Origin of the sequence: Gimesia chilikensis, from assembly GCF_007744075.1 — a bacterium.
Lineage (GTDB): Bacteria > Planctomycetota > Planctomycetia > Planctomycetales > Planctomycetaceae > Gimesia > Gimesia chilikensis_A.
In genome coordinates this window covers 4284897-4309887 of the sequence record NZ_CP036266.1, presented here as the reverse complement: position 1 = coordinate 4309887, position 24991 = coordinate 4284897, and the positions used below count along the sequence as shown (strand labels likewise).

Here is a 24991-nt window from a genome sequence, read left to right as displayed (position 1 = left end):
AACTGAAATCCCGGGAGAGATAATGCGTCATTGCCTGCATTTTACCCTGATTGTTCTGACTACCTGGTTCAGTGCCAGGATTACTAATTCAGCAGAACCTGCAGTAGAACCGGAAATCGTCAAACAGGTCGTTGCCGTCAAGAACGTTTGCGCCTGGCCTAATCTGACGCTGCTCCCCGATGGAACGATCGTTGTGATATTCCACAATCAACCCAGTCATGGACAGCAGGAAGGGGACATTGATTGCTGGGCCAGCTCCGATGGCATCGCATGGGAGAAGCGGAGTACCATCACCCGGCACAAACCGGGGACGGTGCGGATGAATCACGCAGCGGGAGTCGCCCACAACGGCGATCTGGTTGTGCTCTGTTCCGGCTGGACCAATCACAAGCAACCTGAACGACCCAAGCAGGCCCCGTTTCGCGATGACATTATGCGCAACTGGGTATTGCGTTCCCAGGATGGGGGACGCACCTGGGAGCAGCGGGATGTCTTTCCAGCTGCCGAGCCCGGCTGGTCGGAATTTATTCCCTTTGGTGATATCTGGGCGGGCAGTGATGGTGCTCTGCACGTTTCCTGCTATCAGGGAAAGTTCAAAGATCCCACCCAGTCCACTCGTACCAGTGGCTGGCGTTCCTGGCATTTTCGCAGTGAAGACGACGGCTGGACCTGGCAGCCGGTGTCCATTATCGGTGACCGACACAATGAGACGGACCTGTTTCCGTTGGGCGAAAACAAGTGGCTGGCCGCAGCCCGTGTGGACAAGATGGAGTTGATTCGCAGTGACGATAATGGAGCGACATGGCAGAAACCGCTGCCGGTGACCGAACGCAACGAGATCAACGGGCACCTGCTGCGACTAAAGGACGGGCGATTACTGCTCAGTTACGGTGTCCGGGTAAACGGCAAGCGTGGTGTCTGTGCCAAACTCAGCAGCGATGACGGTCAGACCTGGAGCAGTCCCCTGCGCCTGGCCCATACTGCCGATGGTGGGGACTGTGGCTATCCCTCCAGCGTTCAGAAAGCGAACGGCGACATTGTGACCGCCTGGTATTCGAACAATTCGCCCCTGCATCAAGGTTATCATCTGGGAGTGACGGTCTGGAAAGCACCTGCGGCAGTAACCAAGTAACCAGAATTATGGATAGTGAATGTAACCAGTTTCGCTCAAGGACACTAAAAAAGCCGCCTGCTGAAATCCGTTCGTGGAAACAGCAGGCGGCGAATACGTCTCAACAATGGTTCGAAGAAGGTTACTTCTTCAGACTCACGCGAACCAGTTCCTTATCGTTGCGGGCGAACAGCGACTGATTTGCAAACGCGGGATGGCTCCAGACGACGGGACGACCGAAGGCCTCATTCGTCGGCTCCAGCACGTGGAAGCGGCTGATTTCCTTGTATCCGCTGGGCGACAGGTCAGCGAGCACCAGGTCTCCCTTCTCGGTAAATAGAAAGAAATGATCGTCGTGTTTGACGATGAAGGCGGTCGCGTGACGGTCCCGACGACCAGCCTGAGTCACTTCCTTGGAGGCCCACAGGCGTTTGCCATCTTTAAGGCTGACTGCGACAAAGTCGCCCGACTGAATGTCACTGCCGTAGATTGTGTCTCCCACAATGAACGGTGTGCTGTTGCAGCAGAAGAGTGCTTCGCGGGTTTTACCCTTCCAGGCAATTTCAGGTTTGGCTTTTCCCTTCAGTTCGATCCATGCCGCTTCGTCGCCAATTCCGGAGACATACAGAAAATCTTCCTGTTTCCGGGGAACCGTCACCGACATGTTGTATTGCGGCTTGAGAGGGAGTGACCAGTAGACCTGACCCGTTTCAGGATTGAGCGAATTCAGTGACTTCGGATGCCAGATCAACAGTTGTTTGACACCTTCGTGTGTAATCATGGTTGGAGGACAGTAACCGATATCGTCGTTGTCCAGAGCCCGCCAGAGTTCTTTGCCGGTGTTTTTATCAAACGCCACTGCAACCGAACCCGGACCACCAACCAGGCAGTAAACCGCTTCGCCATCTACAAGCGGGCTGGCAGCATGTCCCCAGAACGGTGTTTTAGACTGATATTCCTTTTTGAAATCTTTGCTCCAGATAAACTTTCCAGTAGCGGCGTCCAGGCAGGTGAGATTTCCTTCTGCTCCGAGAGCATAGACTTTGCCGTCTGCCACGGTAGGAGTACAACGGGGGCCAGCTGCATAGGAAATATCGTAGGGGCAACTGTAGTCATATTCCCAGATCGTTTTGCCATTCTCAGCAGAAACGCAGAGCACGCGTTCCTTACCTTCAATCTTGGAAGTCCCCCCGGGGTTGTTGACCACTTCGCCTGAATCTTTGACATAGTCCAGCACGTAGACTTTGTCGTCGACGACAGCAGGACCGCTGTAGCCCAGGCCGACAGGCACACGCCATTCGACTTTCAGTCCTGATTGTGGAAACGATTCAACGATATCCTCTGCATCCCAGACGCTGGAGCGGTCCGGCCCCAGCCATTGAGACCAGTCTTCCGCGGAAGCGAGCGCGGTGCTGAATAGGACGAGGGCGGCACAGGAGAAAAATCGCAAAAGCATGTGTGAGTGTTCCTTATTGTTGGCGGCAGCAGAAGAGAGACCATCGTAAAGACATCAAGTCCCAACGTGTTGAAATTCCATATCCCGATTATACCTGTCTGCACGCTGCAGATCATCCTGGTGCGCGTTTGAGTCTCAATTCCAGCAGACTTCGGTGAAATGGACAGTTTTGAAATCAGAGACCTCCGATTCAGATCGCGACTTTAACTGTGTTTAATTCAACAGAGAGATGCAAGTTTAAGGCGAGATATTCCAGCGGGTTAAGCAGTATAAGAAACTGATCAATGCCCGTATCTTCTATCGCTGACTCCTCTATCAAAAATTAGAAATAGTGAACAGTGTCTGCGGTCCTAAGTAGTTGGCAAGTGTGGTCTTAACTACATATTAAGAAACCATTAATAAACAATGCAGTAATTAATGTTAAGTAAGTTATTGGAAATTAATGTTTTACGAAGATTTCGGTTTAAATATTTTGATTATTCGAAATTATTTGTTTAAATAAAAACACTACTGTTCAACTAATAGTGTTCTATTGGATGTGATGTACATGGTCGGTAAGGATTGCCTGGTGTTAGAGCCTTTCAGCTTTCATTTCTTAATTCAAAAATTCGATTGCTTTTCTTAACTCACCAGATGTGGTGTGGTTCTATTTTTCCTTTTTCTATTCCTTGGTGCGGGAGGCGTTATGTTGATGACAAACGAGCGGAAATACCAAAAGGGCTTTACTCTGATTGAACTTCTGGTGGTGATCGCGATTATTGCAATCTTGATCGCCCTGTTACTGCCGGCGGTGCAGTCAGCGCGTGAAGCAGCGCGCCGCAGTACCTGTAAAAACAATCTGAAACAGATTGGACTGGCGCTGCACAATTATCATGAGACACATGGCGTCTTTCCTCCAGGATCCATTGTCACTCTGACCAATGGGGGAAGTGGTAACACGGTCCGCTGGCGGGACTGGATGGAGGCCGGAAGCATGTCTCCCGTGAGCTATCACGGTACGAGCTGGATGTTGCAGATCCTGCCCTTTGTCGATCAGGCTAATGTCTATAACAAGTGGAATTTCAACACCAACGTGATGGGCAACCGTGCGGTTGCGGAAACAGACATCCCAATTTTTTACTGTCCGACCCGCCGCAGTAAGGTTCGCAAAGTTGATCAGAAACTGCAACTGGATGAAACACCCGGTTCCACCACGATCACCAACCCATTCCAGAAGGGGGGGAACGACTACGGCGGGTGTAAAGGTTCTGGCAACGGCTTCGGTGACGGTTTCAGTGGGACTGGTCATGAATCGCTGGGGGTCGGAGCCAGCAGTGAATGGATGGGAACATTCTCGGGCGGACACCTGGGCATTTTCTATCCCAACAGCGATACCCAGATACGCGACGTGAAGGACGGGACTACTAATACCCTGATGACAGGTGAAATGCAGCGTCTGCGCGGAAACGACGCTTCGCTGAGTCTGGACGGCTGGGCCGCGGGGGGAGTTGCGAATATCTTCGACACCGATACGGCAGGCAGCAGTTCAGAGAACGGCAGCGGTAATAATCGAGGAATCAATGGCGGCCAGTACGAGGCGCCTGGCAGCGATCATGTAGGGGGCGCTCATTTCGGCATGGCCGATGGCTCCGTCCGGTTTATCAGTGAGAACATTGATAATACCACCTTTAACCGGATTGGTACGGCCGACGGGAATAAAGTTGCCGGTGAGTTCTAAACCGTTTAGCTGTCGTTAATGACGTAGCCTGATGGAGGCAGGCACAGCACTCCCTCGCGGAGCTGTGTCTGCCTGCAGTCTCAATAATACAGCCTGAAAAGGATAGCGAAATATGCAGAAAATGAAAATGATCTGGTCGGCCGGTTTGTGTCTGGGAATGATGCTGTTATGCACCGCGTGTGGCGGCAGTGATTCGCCGGACCTGGGAAATGTGACAGGTACCATTACCATGGACGGAGCGCCGCTGGCGGATGCTTATGTCACGTTCATGCCAGATACCGTCCGCGCATCATCCGGTAAAACCGACAGTGCCGGCAAATATGAGCTGGTCTATATTCGTGATGAAAAAGGCGCAGCCCTGGGGGACCATAAGGTAGTCGTCAGCAAACTGGTCAATGAAAAAGAGACCATCCCTCCGAATTACAGTGACGAAACGGAACTGACTGCTCAGGTGAAATCCGGAGAGAATGAAATCAATTTTGATCTCTCATCAAAATGATATGCGAGGAGACTTCTACTCAACAGCGATAATCCAACGACTCAAATATTCTTTTTAGATAAAGCAATTGCATTCTGCTCATATTCATTTCTTTTTTATCTAAAGGGCCCTGTAATGCGCTATCGAAGATCGGGCTTTACGCTCATTGAACTGCTGGTGGTCATCGCGATCATTGCTATCTTAATCTCACTTCTACTTCCTGCTGTCCAGCAGGCGCGTGAGGCCGCTCGCCGCAGTACCTGTAAAAATAACATGAAGCAGCTGGCGCTCGCGCTCCACAATTATCACGAAACACATGGACTGTTTCCGCCGGGAGCAATCGCCACAACGACGACCTCCAGTGCTTACAATGTCTGGGGGGATGCGGGCAAAACTCCTGGAACCGGTTTACATGGGACAAGCTGGATGGTCCAGATTCTCCCATATGTAGACCAGGCTCCGCTCTACAATAAATGGAACTTCAATACCAACGTGATGGGGAATCGCAGTCTGGCAGAGAACGACATTTCTTTGTTCTATTGCCCCACGCGTCGCAGTAAGGTTCGCAAGGTTGACGACAGAATTATGCTTGGTGAAAATCCGGTAGCGGGTTCGACGTTGCCTTCGAATCGGTTTGTCAAAGGGGGCTCCGATTACGGAACCTGTATCGGCGGTGGAAATGGCTGGGCCGATGGTGATTACTTTCACCTGACGCACCGTACCGATTCACTGATCGGCACGTTCGGAGGAGGCAGCGGTGCCTTTCTGGGTATGTTCTCCGTGAATAGTGATACCGCGATTCGCGACGTCGACGATGGCACTTCTAATACCATCATGGCCGGAGAATTGCAGAAGCTGCACAGTTCCAGTGCTCCCAAATCGAGCCAGGACTGCTGGGCCGCTGGTGGTGTGGCCACCATGTTCGATACCGGGATTTCCGGGGGAACTGCAGGCGGCTTTAACAATGGTTTCTATCAGTCAGCCGGTTCCGATCATGAAGGGGGCGCCCATTTTGGTTTCGCGGATGGCTCAGTCCATTTTCTCAGCGAAAACATGAGCTCCCGCGTCTACCTGGAACTCGGAACCGCGGACGGCAGGGAATCGACAAACTTTAGCCCCTGAGTAGGATGATTTAGATTACATGCGGGAGAGTGGAATCAGCACGCTTCCACTCTCTCCGGGATTCCAATTTGTTTTCTACTCGGACAGCTCCCTGCTATATCAAAGGAATTCAATTCGTCATCAGCCAGACGACGATTGACAATACGTCCTGATTCTTGAATGGTTTCGTCAGATAGGCATCAACGCCTGCTGGAGAATGTGAATCTATCAGTGGGGACAGACTGTGATCCCCAGTCAGAATGATGCGTCTGGTCTCCGGGGAGTGTCCGCTGACCCAACTCAATAGCTCCGTTCCCTTCATCTCCCCCATGTTTTCATCCGAAATGATCAGATCTATCGGTGACTCTTCCAGAATTTGAATCGCCTCTTTTGCGGAATGACAGCTCCAGATCTGAGTCCCCGTTTGTTCCAGTGGACGCAGCGCTCCCCGGATGGACTTTAGGATCAGAGGATCATCATCAACGAGTAGAATCAGCCAGTTCATCGCACACGACTTTACTCAGAAACGGGAAACATATCACTCAACCATTGACGCAGAATTACATTTAAAAACAGGTTGTCTTTTGAAAAGATAGAATGTATTTTCCCGCCACAATTTCTTTAATTTCAATTTGAGTGCAATCCCTCTGGAACGTTGATGCTGTCAGCTGATTGGTCTCCGATTCTTGATTTCTTCAGGTGTAAACCGCCCTGAGTATCCATTAAAATTCGTGGCCTGGTTGACTGTACAAGCGGAAGAGTGAAGTTAGAATGGTCGGACATTTTTCTGATTCCCTTAAGTCTCCATGATTTCTGTGATTACAGCTGCTTGACTCATGATTGACAGCGAGAGAGGACGCAAGATGCCCACCAGGACACAGCAGCAACCCCAGGGGTGCCTGACCGTTTTGCTCAAATTGATCGGTATTGACCTCGGTAAGGGACAGCAAAAACATCCCTACCGGTTACGCGATGATTTTCTATCTGCCGCAGAGCTCTCTTTTTTTCGAGTTCTGCAGCAGTCGGTCAAAGAAGATCTGGTGATCTGCCCGAAAGTCAGACTGGCCGATCTGTTCATGGTCCCTCAAGCCGAGGGCAGTCAGGCCTGGCGAAATAAAATCGATCGCAAACACGTTGACTTTCTACTCTGTGAGCCCGCCACGATGCGACCGCGTCTGGGGATCGAACTGGACGATTCCAGTCACGCAAAACAGAAAAGGCAGGAACGTGATCAACTGGTAGAGGCGGTCTTTGAGGCTGCGCAGTTACCATTATTACGAGTGCCTGCGACGCGAACCTACAGCGTGCTGGAAATAACAGAGCAGATTCATCTGAATCTGGCACAAGGTGAAAACAGTCCGCTAGTAGAACCACAGTTTCATCAGGGAGTTCCCATCTGTCCCAAATGTGGTATCAAAATGGTTGAGCGAACTGCGTCCAAAGGGACACGCCGGGGGACTCGCTTCTGGGGCTGTCAAAATTATCCACAGTGCCGCGAGACTGTACCCGTCTGATAAACAGCAGTAGATTGCAGGATCAGACGAGTTCGCGGATGGGAGTCTGCTGATCGATCAGGTACTGAGGACGTCCGTTGTTATCTTCGATTGTCGTGGACGCGACATCGATGCCCAGATTGTGATACAGCGTCGCGAAGACTTCCTGCATATGCACGGGGCGATCAACGGCTTCCTCACCCAGTCGGTTAGTCGAACCGATCACCTGGCCTGTCTGCATGCCTCCGCCTGCCATCAGGGCGGCGTGCACGCGGGGCCAGTGATCACGGCCAGCGTTTTTGTTGATCTTGGGCGTGCGACCAAATTCGCCCCAGACCAAAACGGTCACATCTTTATCCATGCCGCGATCATGCAGATCCTGAACCAGGGCCGCGACTCCCTGGTCGAGCAGGGGAACGACCTTGCGGGCATGACCAAAGTTATTACCGTGCCAGTCAAAGTGAGCGAAGCTGCAGGTGACACAGCGTGCGCCTGCTTCCACTGCCCGTCGGGCCAGCAGAAAGCGGGACATGATTGCCTGGTATCCCATATCCAGTTTGTAGCTGAGTACCTTGGGGTCATCTTTTCCATAACGGGCGCGGACTTTGGGATCTTCGCGTTCCAGATCCAGTGCTTCAACCAGACGTGAGGAAGAGAGGACATCCAGTGCCTGCTGCGTATAGCCATCGTAGGTGCCGTCGGTCAGACCGGTTTCGGAGGTCCTGCGAAAACGGTCCAGGTCTTCCAGCAGTCGCGTTCGTTCGGAGAGTCGTCCTTTGTTGATTGAATTCAACGTCATGTTCTCCATCACGCGTCCATCGGGACGGAATGGAGCATGTGTCAGTCCCAGATAGCCGGGACCTTTGATGTTCCAGGGATCGTGGGCCATCGTATGTGACAAATCAATGTAGGGAGGAACCGTCGGATGTACGGGGCCTGCCACACGGGAGAGAGCCGATCCCAGAGAGGGCCAGCCTCCCTGAGGTTGAGAACTGCGGAAGTGATGACCGGTGCAGCACTCGAACGAATCGTGGCGACCTTCTGCGCCGACCAGCGAGCGGATGATCGAAAACTTATCCATCATACCGGCGACGCGGGGCATCAGTTCGCTGATCTGTATCCCGGGGACGTTGGTGTCGATCGGTTTGAATTCACCGCGGACTTCATCCGGTGCGTCTGGTTTCAGGTCGAACATATCCTGATGCGGCGGACCACCGGCGAGGAAGATCATGATGACGGCTTTGTGTGAAGAACGCTTCCCCGACTGTTCCTGCGCTTTCAGAATCTGGGGCAGGGACATTCCCCCCATTGCCAGGCCACCAATCTGCATGAAAGAGCGGCGGGGCATGCGGTCACATAAACGAATTGACTGATCTTCTAGCCTGAGCATCAATGCTCCCTTTCAGTGAATCCAAACCATCTACTAACTAACGCTTGCACCTGTAACAGGTTACCTCTCATATAAGCGTAAACCAATGCAAGACGTTTGAATAGAAGAATCGGCTGAAAACAAAAGAAAATTAAGAAATTCGCCGGTTCGTACCCGTATTCTAATGGAGAAACGGGAAGAGCCCCAAAGATGCCCCTTTGTGACAGCAATACCTGCGTACTTAGCGACTTTAAAAGCGTTTTTTAAAGTCGATCCGGCCCTCTTCTACATCACCACAGAGGGAGAGGCGGTAGTTCCGATCATTCTCGATCAACGAGATTCCGCCGGCGGTATTGCCATGACTGCTGATCCAGCCCTTTCCTTCCAGCGCATTCAAATAACGGGTGACCCGGTTGGGAGAGGGAATGGCGAATTCAGAAGCGATTTGCTGGACCGAGGGAGAGATTCCGGTCCGGTCAATTTCACGAGTTATATAGTCCAGAATATTCTGCTCACGATCGGTGAGATACTGGTTCATTGATTTCTCCTTGCGCATCACATGCGCAGCTGAGGGCGCAGAAAGAGCCCACAATCATCCTTGAGAATCAGACCCGGATTCCTATACAGGTCTTGAAGAAGAAAAACGCAATGATTCAAAAAGTGACTTCCTTCAGCGAGTCACACGCGGCCACCACCAGGTGAATGGGGAGGGAATCAACACGGGCAAAGCATATAAGGCTTATCGTCGATCGTCAATCAAAATTTGAGGCAAGTTCAGTTTATTCATCGTCGATCAGCCAAATCTGCTGGTATTCAGGGTCGAAAAATTTTTGACCGCAGAGACGGTGCTTCAGGATACGAAAACATAAATACAAACGTTGATGATTTTGTTGCAATTGGACTTTAACTGCCTGTTACATTAAATTATATTGATGTGATATAAGGTACACCGGAATATCAGCTTGCGCTTGTCGAGTCAATCTCTTGGATTCAGGAGAGTTACCATGCCTGCCCACAGTCCCACCCGCCATCCTCTGATCTCTCGTCGAACCGCACTCGAAGTCGGTTCGGTGAGTCTGCTGGGGATGGGAATCAATCACCTGGATGCACTCCGGGCACAAGCAGCCGGCGGAACGAAACACCGTACTGCAAAGTCCTGTATCTTCATCTTCCTCTCCGGCGGTCTCTCACAGCACGAGAGCTTTGATATGAAGCCGAATGCCAGCGCGGAGATCCGCGGTGAGTTCGATCCAATCGCCACCCGCACTCCGGGCGTGCAGGTTTCCGAACATCTGCCGATGCTCGCGCAGCGCAGTCACCTCTGGTCCGTCTGTCGTACGTTGTCGCATGGGACGAACGAACATTCGATGGGTCACCATATCATGCTCACCGGTCGATCGGATATCCCCACTGGATTCAATCCCGGGCGTCCTATGACCACCGATCATCCTTCGATTGCCGCCATCGCTGGGGATGTACTCCGTTCGCGAACCAATCTCCCCCCTGCCATCGTATTGCCGGATAAAATCGTGCATCGCAGCGGTCGCGTCATTCCCGGACAGTTCGCCGGACGCATGGGGTCCAATCGTGATCCCTGGATCATCGAAGCTTCTCCCTTCCACGCGCAGTCCTACGGTGCTTTTCCGGATTACGCATTCGACCATCAGCAGCGAGGCGGTACAGACAAGCGGGTCTTCAAGACTCCGCACCTCAAACTCTCCCAGGGGATGACGCACAGCCGGATGAGTAATCGCATTCAACTGCTGAAGGAACTCGGAGCACAGCGGCAGATGCTGGACAATGCAGGGCAGGTCGAAAGTTTCGACCGCTACCGCGCCGCAGCGATCTCTCTGCTGAATGACGACAAAGTGCATTATGCGATGGATGTCACCAGTGCAGACGATAAGATTCAGGAACGCTACGGCAAAAACTCGTTTGGCTGGTCTCTGCTCATGGCGCGACGCCTGGTCGAGACGGGCGTGAATCTGGTGCAGGTCAATCTGGGTAACAACGAATCCTGGGATACGCACGGAAACATCTTCCCGCATCTCAAGGATAAGCTTCTGCCTCCCACCGACCGTGCCGTTTCCGCTCTGCTGGATGATCTGCACGAAAGTGGACAGCTTAAAGACACCCTCGTTGTCATGTGCAGTGAATTCGGTCGCACCCCTAAGATTTCTCAACTGGCCAAAGTCTATGCCAATCCGGGCCGGGATCACTGGGGAGCGACCCAGTCTATTCTGCTGGCGGGAGGCGGAGTCAAAGGGGGCCGCGTTGTCGGGAAGACCGACAAGATCGGCGGCTTCCCCATCGATCAGCCGCAGAAACCGGAAAACTTTGCTGCGACCATCTACAAAGCACTGGGCCTGCCCCAGACCGCTTTCTGGCAGGACGATGTCGACCGTCCGCACTACATCTACGAAGGCGAACCTATTCCGGGGCTCACCTGATACGTATGGAAAGCAGGCAGGTTAAACGCTTCGCAGGGCCGGAACAATCTCGGTTCGTGAAGCATACCAGGCCGGGACAACCCCCGCGCCCATTCCCGTGACCAGTGCGAGCAGCAGGCCGATGCCCGCCAGCCGGAATGAGGGAATGAACGCGACGGTCACTGCTTCCGCACCCACCGAAAGGCTGCTGAGTTTGAGAGTGATCAAAGCGATCCCGACTCCCAGAATTCCGCCCGCCAGGCTCAAGAGCGTACTTTCCGCCAGCACCACGCCGAAGACCTTACTGCCTGAAAAACCGAGTGTGCGGAGTACCGCATGTTCCTGAATCCGATCTTCGACCGACATCAGCGTGGTCGTCGCCACAAGTGCCAGTACCAGTCCCACACAAGCCAGACCCAGGTAGTGTGCCATCTCGATTAACTGTGACAGATCCCCCAGGCTCTTCGCCTGGAACACCCCTTTAGAACGGGTATTGGTTTCCACAGGACCGGCCCGGTAGAGGTCATCGATGCGGGTACTGACCGCTTCGAGATCTGCATCTGGTTGCAGAATGACTTCCAGTTGTGTCACGGTCCCCACCAGGTTCGCTCCCTGTCGCCGCTGCAGGAATTCCAGGTGACTGTAGATGTAATTTTCTTCAGCCGGGTTGTTTGAGCGATAGATGCCCGCCACATCTACCGAGAGATCGCCGATGGAAAATTTATCACCCACTTCAATTCCTCGTCGCGCCGCGACCGCCTGACCCACAATAGCGGCATCCTGATGAGTCTCGAATTCGTTCCAGTCTCCCTGGATGAATTCAAAGTCCCGTGCGGTGCGCAGTTTGTGTGGGGGGACGCCGTAAAAAACGACCACATCCAGGCTGGCCCGGCAGTTGTTGGTGAAGACCTGAATTGGAATGACGTCTTCGACTCCGTTAAATTGTAGAATCTGCTGATCGTAATCCTGAGGCAGGTGACTCGTGGCAGGGCAGAACTTATTGGCCTGGAATACGATCAATGAGCCATTTGCTTCCTGCCGTGATCTGAGATCGCGCATACCTTCCTGGATGGACTGGATGAAGCAGAACACGAACAGAGCCACCGCGGAGCCGGCCACCGTCAGCATGGTCCGGGAACGATGCCCCCACAATGATTTCACGACATATCCCAATAGTTTCATGGGGTCTCCTCGATACTCACGCCTGATCCGGCCAGCGCCGTCTCTGGCTCGTTGTTTCGCTGTACCAGTTTGCCGTGATCCAGATAGAACTGTCGGTCTGCGATGGTCGCTGCTTCCGCATCGTGAGTGACCATCAGCATGGTGATATCCAGTTCCCGGTTCAGACGTTTGAGCAGATTCAGAATCTGTTCTGAGGACTCGGGATCCAGGTCCCCCGTTGGTTCGTCAGCCACGACAATCAGGGGATGTTTGACGATTGCCCGGGCAATCCCGACCCGCTGTTCCTGTCCACCTGACATCTGTCGCGGATAATGATCGGCCCGGTCCAGCAGGTCGACGGCTTCCAGTGCGACTTCCACCCGTTTGCGTCGCTCGTTCCGCGAGAGCGGAAGCAGCAAAAGTGGGAGTTCGACATTCTCGTAAGCGGTCAAAACGGGAACCAGGTTATGTGTCTGGAAAATGTAACCCAGGTGGGCGGCTCTCCAGTGAGCAAGGCGGCTTCGCGATAATGACGTAATCTCAACCCCATCCACGATGATCGTACCCGAGTCGGGGCGATCGATGCTGGCAATCAGATTCAGCAGCGTCGATTTCCCGGTGCCGCTCGATCCCATCAGCGAAAGAAATTCGCCCTGTTCAATGTCGAGGGAGACCTGGTCCAGTGGGGTGATGGTCTCGCCCCCCTTGTGATACTGTTTGGTCAGATTGTGAATTTCAACCAGTGGCATTTTCAGTTTCCTTCATGATTGGTTTCGCCGGTGATAGTAATTCGCTCGTGTGGCTGCAGTTCGGATGTCGGGGAAGCAATCAGTCGACTCGATACATTCAGCCCCTGTGTGACCTCCAGTAGAGGGCCGTTTGCATGCGGGCTGGTTTCAATGACCTGCTGGCGGGCGATTTGGCGACTTTGATCTGCAATCCAGACACAGGACTGACCGGCGGCGTTCTGTTGTACCATCTTTCTGGGGACGTAAATTCGGGATTCCCGGTCCTGGTCTTTCTCTGTCTGCTCATGTTTCGGAGCGAGGAAGGTTACATCCACCAGCATCTCAGGCTTCAGCAGCGGCGTCGGTTCATCAATTTTGACTTTGACCTGCAGCGTATTTTTCTGAATATCTGCTTCCGAACTGATAAACAGGACGCTACCACGCACTGGTTCGCTGAGTGCCGGGTTGTCGATCTGAACCGGTTGATTCAACGAAACCTTGGGAATATCTTCAAAACGCACATCGACACGAATCTGCAGCCATTCCGGACGATACATGGTGACGACCGTACTGCCATCGAATTTAGTCATCTGAGTCAGCATGTTTCCGACACTGGATCCGGGATGCGCTACAAGCTGATACACGCGTCCCGCGACTGGGGCGCGGATCGTCATACGCTCCAAAGCAAGTCGTGCCTGGTCGACGGCCACCTGGGACTGTTCCAGACGTGCGGCGGCTGCAGCCACCTGCGCCTGGGCTTCATCCCGGGCTTTCTGTTCCGCTGTGAGCAGTGTCAACTCTGTCTGCAGTGCCTGGCACCGCGCCTGCAGGGCCTTTTGTTCTGAAATCAGGGATTCCTTACGGCCCATCAACTCTTCATACGCCGCAGTCGTCGATTCAACCTCGGTCTTCGATTCGTCAATACTTCGCTGTGTGACTGCACCGCGGGCTGATTTCTTACGCTCAAAATCCAGCCGCGCGAATTCCAGATCTGCTTTGGCTCTACGGGTCATGAAAGGCAGATTCTTTAGCTGTGTCTGAATCTTTGCCAGTTCCGCCTGCGCCGAACTGAGTACCGCTTCCAGATGCACGGGTTGTGACAGACGCACCTCAGCAGCTTTCAGCGTGGCGCGGGCCTGCTGCAGTTCTGCTTCCCGCAGCTTTTCCGTGGCAATCGTGTTCTTCAATGCCAACTCGGCGTCCACTTTTACCAGTCGTGCGATCGGTTCCCCCTGTTTGACTTTCTGATCCTCGACAACCAGTAACTCTTCCACTACACCGGGAGCCAGTGCAGCGACCCGAATGGGGGTCGGCCGCGGTTCCACCCAGCCAGCCGCCTGGAACAGAGGCGTGCCGGCGCTGCGGACCTGGGCCTGCGAGACGATCACCGGCATCACCGTTACTGGTTGGGGAGGAAAGATCAAATCACGGGAGGCGTAGGCGATCAGCGCAGCAAATCCGATCAGCAGGGTGCCGGGCAGCAGATAGCGCGTGAGTAACCGGAATCGCGTGTGCCCCCGCAATTGAGGGGGGGCACTGCGATCCAGGGCCAGTTGGGATAAATCAACCTGAGACATGATTTACTTCCGTACAAAAACCTGGTTAGCGAAGACGGTCAGATTGCCGGAGTCGTCCCGTTTGGCTTTCCCTTTGACGACAACCGTCTGCAGTTCTTTCAGATTCAACAGCTTGCGGGCATCTTCCTTGATCAGCGTGCCGTCTGCATCGACGACTTTGACCAGGGCAGTCGCACCGGGCAGCTTGTCGGTTTCACAACAGTAGTCCCAGGGTTTCTCACAACCATCGCCGGGAATATCACTGCAGGCTTTCAGTGAATTATCTACGATGGAAAACGCGGCCCGGCCGTCAATCCAGGGATTTTCGCTCCCGCCAATCCGTCCTACCACGACAACCTCTTCTTCATCCTGGGATGACTCGCGGGCTGCAATCACTTCTTTCGCGCCTGCCGGCTCACTGGTTAAAATAATTTCTGAGGCAGCAGCCGTCGGTTCTGTAGCAGACTCGGCTGCGGAGTTCGCATCAGAAGATGCAGTTGGTTCGGTGGAAGACTGGCCACAGCCCACTGCAGTAAAACAGACAGCGGAGAGGAACAGGCCGGAAAACATCAAATGTTTCATTGAATTCAATCCTTTAAAAATGAGTATTCAACAGGTTAAAAGCATTACTAAACAGATTTGAGACCATCGACGATCGGCAGTCGCAGTGCCCGCAGGGCCGGTGGGATCGCGCCCAGCAGGCCCAGCAGAATTCCGACTCCCGAACCGATCAACAGTGAGACCGTATCGATCTGCAGCGAGAATGCGCCCATTGTAAAACGGACGGCGACCCCATTGATCAGCAGTACCGCGATCAAGGCTGCGATCAGACTGGCAGCCGTCGAGAGCAGGATGCCCTCCTGGATCAGGCTGATCACAATCGCCCGGCGGACAAAGCCGAGTGTCTGCAACATCGATAATTCACTGGTGCGGCCAACGACCGCACCGTACAACGTATTTAAACCGGCGAACACACCGGCGCCGGAGACCAGAAACACAATCAGCCAGGCCAGCATCCGAATCGGACCATAATCTTTTTTAAGCCCCTGATAGTAGGAGACTTCGCGGACCGATTGCAATTCGAGGTCAAGGCGTTCTTTGCAGAACAGATCCAGATCAGGGTAAACATCGGGTGAGTCCAGGGTGACCGCAACCAGACTCAGGTCCTGGCGTTTCATTGCCTGCTGCAGCTCATCGAGACGACACCAGATCTCCGATTCAAATGCAGACCCACCTGCGGAGAAGATACCGCTGATTTTCCAGCTGCGCCCCTCCAGTTCGATTGCCTGCCCGGTCGCCAGCTGTTCGGGGGAGAGTCCCAGCTTGGTAGCGACCAGTTGGCCAATCAGGACTTCTCCCGGTTCGGGCCAGCGACCCGATTCCAGTTCGACTTTACGACGAACCAGGAGTATCGCCGGCGTCACACCGCGCACCAGCCCCATCGCAGTTCGCTCCTGTTCGGGCAGGGTGATCTGTGTTCCCAGATACAATTCGGGAGACGCGTATTTTCGGCCGTGAAATTCTTTAATGCCACCCACACTGGCGGCAACGAGTTCACTCGTCCGCATCGGAATCGATGAGTATTCCAGATTCTCCCCCATGCCCAACGAAAACAGAATAGCCACATCCGGATCACCGCTGGCGGACAGGCTGTGTTCCAGCCCCCGGATGAAACCGACTACGATAAACACCAGTACGATCACGGTCGTCAGACCGGTCAGCGTGAGCAGGGTACGCAGGGGGCGACGGAACAGATTCCGTACGCCATATTCCCAGGGGATTAATGAAAAACGGAGCATGAATGATTCTTTTGAAGTATCTGCAGCGCGGCACAACAAATCGAGTCAGCGCGCAGCAGGACATACGTGAAGCAAGTGGAATTAACGCAGGTAGTGCTGATTCAGGAGCAGATCAGCAGAGAAACGACATCTGCGCACAGCGCAGCGCACGACCGGCGGGTGGGGGCGGCGCGGAAGAAAGCGGTCGGGAAACCGAGTGAATGTCGGAGAGAAGGGATTCGGTCTCTGAAAGGACAGGCGCGATCCAGAGGGGAGTCAGCAATGTCAGATCCAGTTGATCGGCTTTATCATGGATCGCTCCGAAACAGAAGCACTGGCAACATTCATCAGAGGCATGCTCTGGGGAGAGTGGTGTTTCTGAAGTCGGGGGCTGGCAGTGACTGCAGCAGCCAGTGCTGACGGCGTCTGTAGATTCTGCGCCGGCTGGCATGCAATTTAACGGGCAGGCCAGAATCATCAGGGAGCACAGAAATGAAAACAGCTTCTCAGTCACAAATAACCTTCTTCTTACTAGTTCCTTCTCATCCTAGTCGTTCCCAAGTCTCAAGACAACATCATTTCGCCTGCCGCATCTGAAATTCGGGGAAGCGTTCTTTGTCGCGCTCGCGGACTCGTATCCAGTGATCGGTAAAGGAGAGGTTGTCGTGAACTTCCACTGCCGGCATATGACATTGCAGGCACTGACTTTGCATCGACTCTTTGGAACACACCGGTGCATGATCCTTGAGATCGCTGTGACAGTTCAGGCAGATCTGGCGGTAATATTCCGGATCGCGGCTGGCCTGTTGATGCGGATTGTGACAGGTGGTACAGTCAAAGCGGGCCGTATTGCCGTCCGCCAGTTTGACGTCGGTCTGCTTCAGGAAGCAGGGGCTCTGCGACATTCCCACGGGGGCAAAACGATAGAGCAGATCATTCGCAGGATGGATTTCATCCGCCTCCAGTTGATCGAAGCGGCGATGGCACTCTCCACAGCGATTGATCGACTCCAGAGGGGTCAGTGAACTCCATTTGGTCAGCTTGAGATCTTTATCCCCACGTTCGACGGCTTTGATGTGTTCTTCGCCATTCAAGTGGCAGCGGACACATGAGACCCCCGGAATGATCACGTCCGATTTGATTTCACCTGGCGAATCCCCCAGCCAGGCCGCGTGACAGCCAAAGCAGTTCTGAGTTTTAGCATGGTCGCTGACTTCTCCCAGCGCGTTGATGCCGGTCTGCTCATGGGCCAGTTCCTGCAGACCGAGTGTGATTCCCAGTTTGCTGGAGGGATACCAGGAGACGATGTGCTGCAGCAGTTCTGACTCTCCCTTTTCATTCGGAAACAGCGAAACCGGTGTCATCGCATGCATGCCGGAACCGAAGACCCAGTCGATCCGGACGGGTGCCGGATAACTGTCGCAGTCGACCCACAGCGCATCATCTTCTTTGAAGAACCGGTAAGTATGCCCGTTCTCTTTGAGGGTGACTTCCCGGTCAACAAATTTTTCAAGTACGCCTGGATCGGTGGCTTTGCGGAGGGTCCGCAGATGAGGGGCGCCTTCGAACTGCTGACAGAATTTGTCGTGACATTCACAGCAGGAACGCGACGGGACCGGCTGATGCACCGAACGGACATGCGGAACGAACTCCGTTTTCTGCTGTGATCCGTACAGAAACAGGCCTGCACCTGACAGGCAGGCCAGTAACAGGATCGACAGGGGGATGAGAAACGGGTACTTCTGGATCATTGCAGGGCATCTAACATGTTCTGACTGGGGACGACCAGTCGGTCCTGGGGATGCTGTTCAATTAACTGACGAAAGGTCGACGCGGCATTCGCGGGATCACCGGATTCCAACTGAATCTGGGCTTTTGCATACAGGCTCTCACTGTCATCAGCAGTCAAAGCGGCAATGGCTTCGGAACAGTCGCCGTGAATGTATTCGTTAATCGCCCGCGCGAGAGTTTCTGAAACCGCTGCGGGTGGACTGTGGTCGCCCTGGAATCCCGGGCCTGCCTGGGCAAGAGGGAATGCGTCTGTCGGGCTGGTCTGTTGATAGGCCTGCAGGCGTAACTGGCTGGGCGCACCCGTGTCGAGCTGTTCCTGATAAGCCAGTTCCTTCTGGCAGAGTTCGAACTCCCGTTTGACTTCAGGCGAGTCGTAATGCTGCAACAGTGGATGCAGCACACGCAATGCGGCTGTATAGAGCTGCATCGCACGAAACGTTCGCGCCTGCAGCAGCGCCGGTTCCAGATTGGGAGAACCAGTCAGCATGCCCCACCAGTCTGAGCAATCCGGCGTGCCACTCGGATCGGGCAGGGAATAGGTCCACTGCTGGCGATTCAGAAACTCTTTGACGGGGAGTAGCTTGATGATCTGCGGCGTACTGAGTTGTTCGCCCGACCAGCCATAAGGAATGACTGCAGCGTCGACCGACATTGGCTGCCAGCGACTGTCGAACAAGGCACGAATTGTCCGGACCTGACCATTGGGAACCAGCAGCAACTGGCAGTTCCGATCCTTGAGGCGGACCCACCAGCCACCCCAGCCACCACTCATGCGTGGCTTCTGCAACATCCAGCCGTCAGAAAGTTCCGCGTTCAGGGAGAGTTCCTCGAATAAGCGTCCCTGTTTCAGCGCCTGTCTGTGAGTGAGGTAGGGGCGAACTTTATGATCCGCCTTGATCCAGCACAACATGCCTGCAGAAGTGATGTCCATGCAGTGGGCCGTTCCCTCATATTCGAGTGGTCCGATCGCCTGGTTTAACAGCGTGATATCCAGCTCGGGAGCGAGGCCCCAGCCCAGTCGCTGTGACTGACCGGGCAGCGTCCCGGCTGCTGCTTTCCCACTGAGCAGAAGCAGGCCCAGTCCCAGTAGCAGGCGTCCCAGAGCGGGTGAAAGCAGATCTTTGGTTTTGAGTAGTTGAATTGGATAGGGATGTGCCACCAGGCTGCGTCCCAGCAGCAGGGCAATACCTATTGCACAGGGGGGAACTGCATCGGCATTCAGCCAGGCTGGAACCGCGAAGATCAGGAATGCAAAACTTTCCAGCCAGCCGGTGGAGTAAAAAATGAGGTAACACACGGTGACCAGAGTCAGGATACCCAGCCCGGCTGTTTCGACTGTCAGTCCCTGTGCGAACGTCGGCTGCCAGACCGTTGTGGCCAGCAGGTCCCGGGCGTAGAACAGGCCGGGGAGGAGTTGAGTCAGTGAATCGGAGAGCGTAAACCAGCCACGCGGGGTGAGCATCAGTGCTAATACGGATGATGCAACGAGCAGACCGGCCTGCTTGCGGGTGACGGTGGGCTCGGTCTGGATGCCGGTCAACCAGGGGACGATCGCGACCACAGCGATTCCCAACAGGCAGAGCGGCGCGAGATTGGCCCATACTACCAGGGAGATCAGCACGAGGACCGCATTCTGTTTCGTCGGGGACTGGCTCCAGCGGACCGTGGCGATCCAGGTCAGAAAAAGAAACCAGCAGTCCCAGAGGCGAGGCGTCGGTTGCCAGGCAGTATTCGCGGCCAGCAACGTGACCAGTGCCAATGCAAACGCGGCCCACTGCAGTTGAGGCTCAAACCGTCGCATGAGGAGATAGAGTAACAGAAAGGTGCCGTAGAACTTGAGTAGCATCAGTCCCGAAAAGCCGGCGATCAGCCAGCTCATAAAGAAAGGGAACCCGCCCAGCCAGTCTGCTTCCGCTGTCGGATTGCCTGCCGCCAGGATTGGCCCCGGAACTGCCAGCTCGGCCAGCACTGTCTGACCCCGGCTCAACTGCCACCAGACATCCGGCGCAGCAATTGGCGTCAGTACGAAACTGGCGGTGACAATCAGCAGAAACAGGCGGCGCAGTCTCCGATCTGTTGTCGACAGGTCAGGTTCAGTCATGGGTTGAGCCACTGGAACGGAAATGTGATAAAGTCAATTACATCAGACGATTAGGACGTGAACTCCCTTTGATTATATAGTCCCGCGCGGGCTGTGAATATGCAGGAACCCCCCATCGGGCGGAGATTCCGTAATTCGAGCGGTCTGTCTCTTCTCATACGCGTCAGATCGTCGATTCGCGATAAAAAACGAATCATTCCCAATAGAAAAGCCCGATCGCAGGTTCGACCGGGCTTTCGAAGATAACTGATAGCTCGTTTCAGACAGGTTTATTTTGCCAGCTGACTGACTTCACCTGCATTGAGGGCCCGATCGAAAACCGCGATTTCATCCAGGCGGCCTTCCCAGTTGGAGTCATTATCCGTCCGTCCGCCGAAGAACAGCTGTTCCAGCAGCACGCCTGATGCCCCCGGTTTCGATTCGAGTTCGATTTCCGGTTTGCCATTCAGGTAGACAGTCAACTTGTCACCATCGCGAACGAGAGCCACGTGATTCCACGTCCAGCGTTCGACGGCGGTTTTACCAGCGTGCAGTTTGCGGTCCGTACCGTTCATATAGACCAGCTTGCCGGGATGCTGTTTGCCTCCCAGTCCGAGGTGATCGCCATAGGCGGCCAGTCCGTGGTTCGGTCCCTGTGAGAACATCCAGCCGCTGATGTCGCGGGCGTCGAGGGGAATTCCGTTCCAGATCCAGAGCGAGACGGTAAACTGATCGCCCAGGTCATTCACGCGGGTCTGCAGACGGTTGCCAGCGAAGTGAACGGCCCGGTTGGTTTCGGTTCCCGTGCAGAACGATTTCGAACGGGCTCCTTCGAGGAAGTAAGCGATGGCCGGTTCGTAAATGCCGTCCCGCTGATTGCCGGAGAGATCGCGGGCCCGGGGACCATTGAACTCGTCCAGTCGCCAATAGGCAGACGGCTTGAAGCCCAGGATCGTTTCCACTGCAGGACCACGGCTCTGTTCATAGAAGCGGCGGGGCTGATTGGAAACTTTCTCGAGCAGTTCAATATCCGATTCCACGATACGAGGTTCGGCCAGGACTTCGAGGCCTGCGGAACGGGCGGCCCAGGTATTGTATCCGCCGAGCAGATGTTGTTCGGGAGGCGGAATGTAACCGTCGCCCCCGTTGGCCAGTTCAATGACCATGGTCTGTGGCAGCGGACTTTGTGCTTTGACTTTCAGCCCGGAAAGGGCATAGGTTTCATTGGGAGTGGTCGCGATCGCGATGTCACCAATGCGGAGGGCCTGCGTGACGACCTCGGTTGACTGGCTTTCGTGCAGCATGATCTGTTCGCGAGCGTAGATCTCTTCCTGCGTTTCGGGCAGCTTATCGCCCATTTTCTCGACAATCCGCTGAGACCATTCGAGCAGCTGTTTATCGGGAACCCGGTAGTTCAACTGCATCCGATTCTCAGCCATTTCAACGTCGGCGTCTTTGCGATACGTAATGTTTTTGTAGACTCCCATGGTCAGTTTAACGAGTTCGCTGGAATATTCGTTGATATCATCGGTGAATGACCACTGATCTTGCGGCTTGGTATAGTCGCGGCGGTAAATGTCACCACTGCAGCCGTGCGACATGATCGCTACGAACTCGGGAGCATCCTTGGGGAGTTTCTTACCGATTTCTTCCTGCAGGCCGTTACAGTAGAGACCAAAGTAGTCGGCGCTCAGTGAAGGGGCACCGAAGTAGTGCATCGAAAAGTTCGCCAGTAGCGCGATCGGGCGACCGTCTTTCGACTGAAACGAGATCAGGGACAGATCAGGATCTTCGGGACCGGATTCGCCGATGACATCATCCCAGTTCCGACCTGCATGCATGGTGGCCCGCACGGTCGGGTTGCCGAACGGGTCGTTGCTGATGCGATCGGGACGCTTGATCCAGCGACGCAGGGCGGTGAACTTGGCGGCGTTCCCGACACCCCAGCCAATCTGAGCCGGTTCCAGTTTTGCTTCGGCTGCAACGATGGCATCGACCAGCTTACCGCGGAGGAAAGGCGTGTATTCCGGATCGGCACTGGTTCCCAGGCAGCCCATGCTGGAAGGCACCGAGTGTGCGTGAGTGGCGGAGATCAACATATGGTCGGCCGGGATCTTGGTTTTCTGTGCGGCCAGTTTTTTGACTTCATCCAGAAAGGGACGCGTCATCATGCAACTGTCAACAACGACGATTGCCAGGCGGTCTTCGCCATCGGCGACGACGATCGCCCGGGCATTGACTTTGGTGTAAACCTTATCGACGCTGCGGCTCTTCATACTGCCATTAACGAGGACGGGGAGTTTCACCGGGGTGACATCCATGATGGTGGCGCCGACCTGCAGTTCCGCGTAGGAACGTTCCGGGATCAGCAAAGCAAGGCAGGCGAGCAGGAGGGGGGCGAGAGTCGGTTTCATGTGAGGATCCTTTGTAATGACAGCCAACTGCGGGTTTGAAGTTTCATTACCGTAGACTTCGAGTATATCCGCTGGATTTACAGAACGAAATGGAGATACTTAGAGTTCTTAATTAAAATGGCAGGTTAAAAAAAACAGCCTGCAACAGTGCATTAATGGCTGTTGCAGGCTGGTTTTGGTCTGAAGCTGCTTACTTACTCTTCAACTCAAAGTTGGCTTTATTCTCACCCGGTTCATTGACCTGGGCGATCAGTCCACTGGTGGTGCGCTTCGTGTATTTCGCGGGAATCTTTACGGTCGATTTTTCCTGCGGCTTCTCTGCGAGAGCCATCGCGTTTTCTTCTTCGACGACAGGCGGACTGATGGTGACTTCGTATGCAGAGCCGACATCTGCCTGGGGAAACGAGACCGAATAATTTCCGTTCTCATCCAGATTGGCGTACGCACTTTCGCCGGATTTGGAAGAAGTGAACTGGATGCTTGCCTGTTGCAACGGTGCTCCATCGAGGGTCACGGTTCCTGAGATCTCCACTGAGGGACGGACATTCGGATCTCCCGAACACCCCTGAGCCAGCAGCACAGCGACCAGCAGGCAACTGAAAAGTGATAGACGATACATTATGAAAATCCTGAATCAAATGTGACGTACGTGACTGGTATCACATACGTCACTCAAATCTATGGGAAAAGAAAATAGAACCAGACGTCGTGGCTTACCACTCGCCGATGGTCTGGCCGTCATCGCGGACACAGAGTTTCTGGATCAGTAGCAGGTCTGCGTTGTCGCTCAGGAAACGGGTTGCTCCGTCGCAGAGCAGCACATGCACACCGCCGGTGTGGTAGGAGGTCAGGGGGGTGTTCCAGTCCCATTGGGCATTGGCTTCCGCACCCGTCGATTTCGGATTGGGACTGTGGAAGACCGACGTCACTCCGGTACCGAAACGGTGCTGTCCGGCTCCGCTGGCAATCCACTGAGTGACAGTGCCGGCATAACTGGTGCCTGCCCAGCCTGAAGTGTAATCGGAACGCTTCAGAACCGGGTTGCTGGCTGAGATCCGCGACTGTTCGGCAATGATGATCGTGTTCGACGATCCATCGGTCACGTCCCGCATGCCTTTGCACTCGTTGATCAGCAGACAGCCCGTGTTCGTGGCGAAACTGTTATACTGAGTTTCATAAGAGACATTCGTGCGACCTGCGGGGTCAGGGTATGCACCCATGATGCCGACATACTGATGCGATTGGGAACCCTGCTGCGGTTCGCCATTGGCATAGCTGATGGCCGGGTCTGAACTGGAAGGGCACATGTAAATGGGAGTAATGACTTTGTCTTTGAAGAGCAGTGTGTCGCCGTTGTAAGAGCCGCCTCCGCCTTCCCAGAAATCAACGTCGCTGGTGGGGCTGTTCTTGGCGAGTTCGTAAATATTCGCCTGGTCCATGTAAGGCAGCAGAGCGAAACGCCAGTTGTGGGGGCCATCATTGGGGGCACGGGACCCGATGGGGAACTTGAGATAGACGTCGTGATAATTGTGGAGCGCGAGACCCATTTGTTTCAGATTGTTTTTGCACTGACTGCGGCGGGCAGCTTCGCGGGCCTGTTGCACGGCGGGCAGGAGCAGCGCGATCAGAATCGCGATAATCGCAATCACAACCAGCAGCTCGATGAGCGTAAAACCAGATTTGCGCGTGACACGCGGCGGGTAATTCAACATTGGTAACCTTTTGGAAATATAACTGGGAAGGAATAAAAGGTGGGAAAGCAGAGGCATGCTCAGTGGAATAGCATTTTAAATCGCAAGGGGGAGACTGCACAAGTAAATTATGTTAAGAAAATGCAATCTGAGTACATCTTACCTTGATGTAAGGAATTGCAGAGGAACTCCTTACGCAATATGAGGATTTTATGACCCCGAAGTGCGAAGATCTTCTGAGTCTGTGTAGCAGGAGCGGAGGAAATGCGGATTACAGACGACAAGAAATACCAGATCGTCTTTGCCAATATTGGTGATTCTCTGATCAGTGTCAGGGGGGATCCGCACGACATCGCCAGGATACACTTCCGTGGGGGCGTAGTCGCCCACTTCGACCAGTCCGGTACCCGAGAGCATGATGTAGCGCTCGAAGGTCCCCTTGAGGCGATGGAACCGGGTTCGCTTGCCAGGCTCGACGCGGGCACGGGCCAGGGAGACTTCAGGATCCACATCCGGGCTAGACATCTCCAGGATATAGCACCCTTCCTCAAAGTAGTATTCGTCTTGTTCCTGGGGGCGGGTGATGTGGTCCATGCGTGTATCCTTTCATGTGCATTGATTGTCGTCAGCAAATTGCC

Annotated in this window: 22 protein-coding genes; 6 read left to right on the top strand and 16 right to left on the bottom strand. The window is 54.2% G+C overall.

Going from position 1 to position 24991, the window contains the following annotated elements:
- Nucleotides 1–22: 22 nt before the first annotated feature.
- Entirely contained in the window at nt 23–1132 is a 1110-nt protein-coding gene (locus tag HG66A1_RS16210; RefSeq protein ID WP_145186032.1) for a sialidase family protein, read from the top strand.
- A gap of 121 nt (nt 1133–1253) precedes the next feature.
- Here HG66A1_RS16210 and HG66A1_RS16205 read toward each other — a convergent pair whose 3' ends face one another.
- Complete coding sequence (locus HG66A1_RS16205; RefSeq protein ID WP_145186030.1) at nt 1254–2567, bottom strand: PQQ-binding-like beta-propeller repeat protein; 1314 nt, start codon at nt 2565–2567, stop codon at nt 1254–1256.
- Between the two features lie 691 nt (nt 2568–3258).
- Between HG66A1_RS16205 and HG66A1_RS16200 the strand changes: the two genes are divergently transcribed.
- From HG66A1_RS16200 to HG66A1_RS16190, 3 genes are all read left to right on the top strand, one after another.
- Nucleotides 3259–4284 carry a DUF1559 domain-containing protein gene (locus HG66A1_RS16200; RefSeq protein WP_145193806.1) on the top strand — a complete coding sequence of 342 codons (1026 nt, stop codon included), beginning with the start codon at nt 3259–3261 and terminating at the stop codon, nt 4282–4284.
- A gap of 112 nt (nt 4285–4396) precedes the next feature.
- Complete coding sequence (locus HG66A1_RS16195; RefSeq protein WP_145186028.1) at nt 4397–4783, top strand: hypothetical protein; 387 nt, start codon at nt 4397–4399, stop codon at nt 4781–4783.
- A 114-nt stretch (nt 4784–4897) separates the two neighbouring features.
- Complete coding sequence (locus HG66A1_RS16190; RefSeq protein WP_145186026.1) at nt 4898–5884, top strand: DUF1559 domain-containing protein; 987 nt, start codon at nt 4898–4900, stop codon at nt 5882–5884.
- Nucleotides 5885–5993: 109 nt separating this feature from the next.
- On the opposite strand, the gene HG66A1_RS16185 is transcribed toward HG66A1_RS16190, so the two are convergent.
- The gene (locus tag HG66A1_RS16185) at nt 5994–6368 is read right to left on the bottom strand and encodes a response regulator (protein WP_145186024.1); all 375 of its coding nucleotides are present in this window, start codon (nt 6366–6368) and stop codon (nt 5994–5996) included.
- A gap of 358 nt (nt 6369–6726) precedes the next feature.
- Here HG66A1_RS16185 and HG66A1_RS16180 point away from each other — a divergent pair, with 358 nt between their 5' ends.
- Nucleotides 6727–7377: a DUF2726 domain-containing protein gene (locus HG66A1_RS16180; RefSeq protein WP_145186021.1), complete on the top strand. Its 651-nt coding sequence runs from the start codon at nt 6727–6729 to the stop codon at nt 7375–7377.
- A 22-nt stretch (nt 7378–7399) separates the two neighbouring features.
- On the opposite strand, the gene HG66A1_RS16175 is transcribed toward HG66A1_RS16180, so the two are convergent.
- Together HG66A1_RS16175 and HG66A1_RS16170 are read right to left on the bottom strand one after the other, a co-directional pair.
- Nucleotides 7400–8746, bottom strand: a complete 1347-nt coding sequence (locus HG66A1_RS16175) for a DUF1501 domain-containing protein (RefSeq protein ID WP_145186019.1) — start codon at nt 8744–8746, stop codon at nt 7400–7402.
- A 229-nt stretch (nt 8747–8975) separates the two neighbouring features.
- Nucleotides 8976–9263 (bottom strand): hypothetical protein, encoded by a 288-nt coding sequence (locus tag HG66A1_RS16170; protein ID WP_197993502.1) that lies wholly within the window; start codon nt 9261–9263, stop codon nt 8976–8978.
- 466 nt (nt 9264–9729) lie between these two features.
- Between HG66A1_RS16170 and HG66A1_RS16165 the strand changes: the two genes are divergently transcribed.
- Entirely contained in the window at nt 9730–11175 is a 1446-nt protein-coding gene (locus tag HG66A1_RS16165; protein ID WP_145186013.1) for a DUF1501 domain-containing protein, read from the top strand.
- A gap of 21 nt (nt 11176–11196) precedes the next feature.
- Here the strand turns inward: HG66A1_RS16165 and HG66A1_RS16160 are convergent, their stop codons facing one another.
- From HG66A1_RS16160 to HG66A1_RS16105, 12 genes are all read right to left on the bottom strand, one after another.
- Nucleotides 11197–12336: an ABC transporter permease gene (locus HG66A1_RS16160; RefSeq protein WP_145186010.1), complete on the bottom strand. Its 1140-nt coding sequence runs from the start codon at nt 12334–12336 to the stop codon at nt 11197–11199.
- Nucleotides 12333–13064 (bottom strand): ABC transporter ATP-binding protein, encoded by a 732-nt coding sequence (locus HG66A1_RS16155; protein WP_145186007.1) that lies wholly within the window; start codon nt 13062–13064, stop codon nt 12333–12335. The genes HG66A1_RS16160 and HG66A1_RS16155 overlap by 4 nt, the downstream gene beginning before the upstream one ends.
- A 2-nt stretch (nt 13065–13066) precedes the next feature.
- Nucleotides 13067–14620 carry an HlyD family secretion protein gene (locus HG66A1_RS16150; protein ID WP_145186004.1) on the bottom strand — a complete coding sequence of 518 codons (1554 nt, stop codon included), beginning with the start codon at nt 14618–14620 and terminating at the stop codon, nt 13067–13069.
- Nucleotides 14621–14623: 3 nt separating this feature from the next.
- Entirely contained in the window at nt 14624–15181 is a 558-nt protein-coding gene (locus tag HG66A1_RS16145; RefSeq protein WP_232106588.1) for a hypothetical protein, read from the bottom strand.
- 47 nt (nt 15182–15228) lie between these two features.
- On the bottom strand, nt 15229–16398 hold the full coding sequence (locus tag HG66A1_RS16140; RefSeq protein WP_145186001.1) for an ABC transporter permease: 1170 nt from the start codon (nt 16396–16398) through the stop codon (nt 15229–15231).
- A gap of 112 nt (nt 16399–16510) precedes the next feature.
- Nucleotides 16511–16891: a hypothetical protein gene (locus tag HG66A1_RS16135; protein ID WP_145185998.1), complete on the bottom strand. Its 381-nt coding sequence runs from the start codon at nt 16889–16891 to the stop codon at nt 16511–16513.
- A gap of 61 nt (nt 16892–16952) precedes the next feature.
- A complete protein-coding gene (locus HG66A1_RS16130; protein WP_145185995.1) occupies nt 16953–18128 on the bottom strand; it encodes a multiheme c-type cytochrome in 1176 nt (391 codons plus the stop codon).
- A complete protein-coding gene (locus HG66A1_RS16125; RefSeq protein WP_145185992.1) occupies nt 18125–20269 on the bottom strand; it encodes a tetratricopeptide repeat protein in 2145 nt (714 codons plus the stop codon). The genes HG66A1_RS16130 and HG66A1_RS16125 overlap by 4 nt, the downstream gene beginning before the upstream one ends.
- Before the next feature lie 269 nt (nt 20270–20538).
- Entirely contained in the window at nt 20539–22662 is a 2124-nt protein-coding gene (locus tag HG66A1_RS16120; protein ID WP_145185989.1) for a LamG-like jellyroll fold domain-containing protein, read from the bottom strand.
- A 190-nt stretch (nt 22663–22852) separates the two neighbouring features.
- Nucleotides 22853–23281 (bottom strand): carboxypeptidase-like regulatory domain-containing protein, encoded by a 429-nt coding sequence (locus tag HG66A1_RS16115; RefSeq protein WP_145185986.1) that lies wholly within the window; start codon nt 23279–23281, stop codon nt 22853–22855.
- A gap of 94 nt (nt 23282–23375) precedes the next feature.
- Nucleotides 23376–24374 carry a DUF1559 domain-containing protein gene (locus HG66A1_RS16110; RefSeq protein ID WP_145185983.1) on the bottom strand — a complete coding sequence of 333 codons (999 nt, stop codon included), beginning with the start codon at nt 24372–24374 and terminating at the stop codon, nt 23376–23378.
- A 189-nt stretch (nt 24375–24563) separates the two neighbouring features.
- A complete protein-coding gene (locus HG66A1_RS16105) occupies nt 24564–24947 on the bottom strand; it encodes a cupin domain-containing protein (RefSeq protein ID WP_145185980.1) in 384 nt (127 codons plus the stop codon).
- Nucleotides 24948–24991 lie beyond the last annotated feature (44 nt).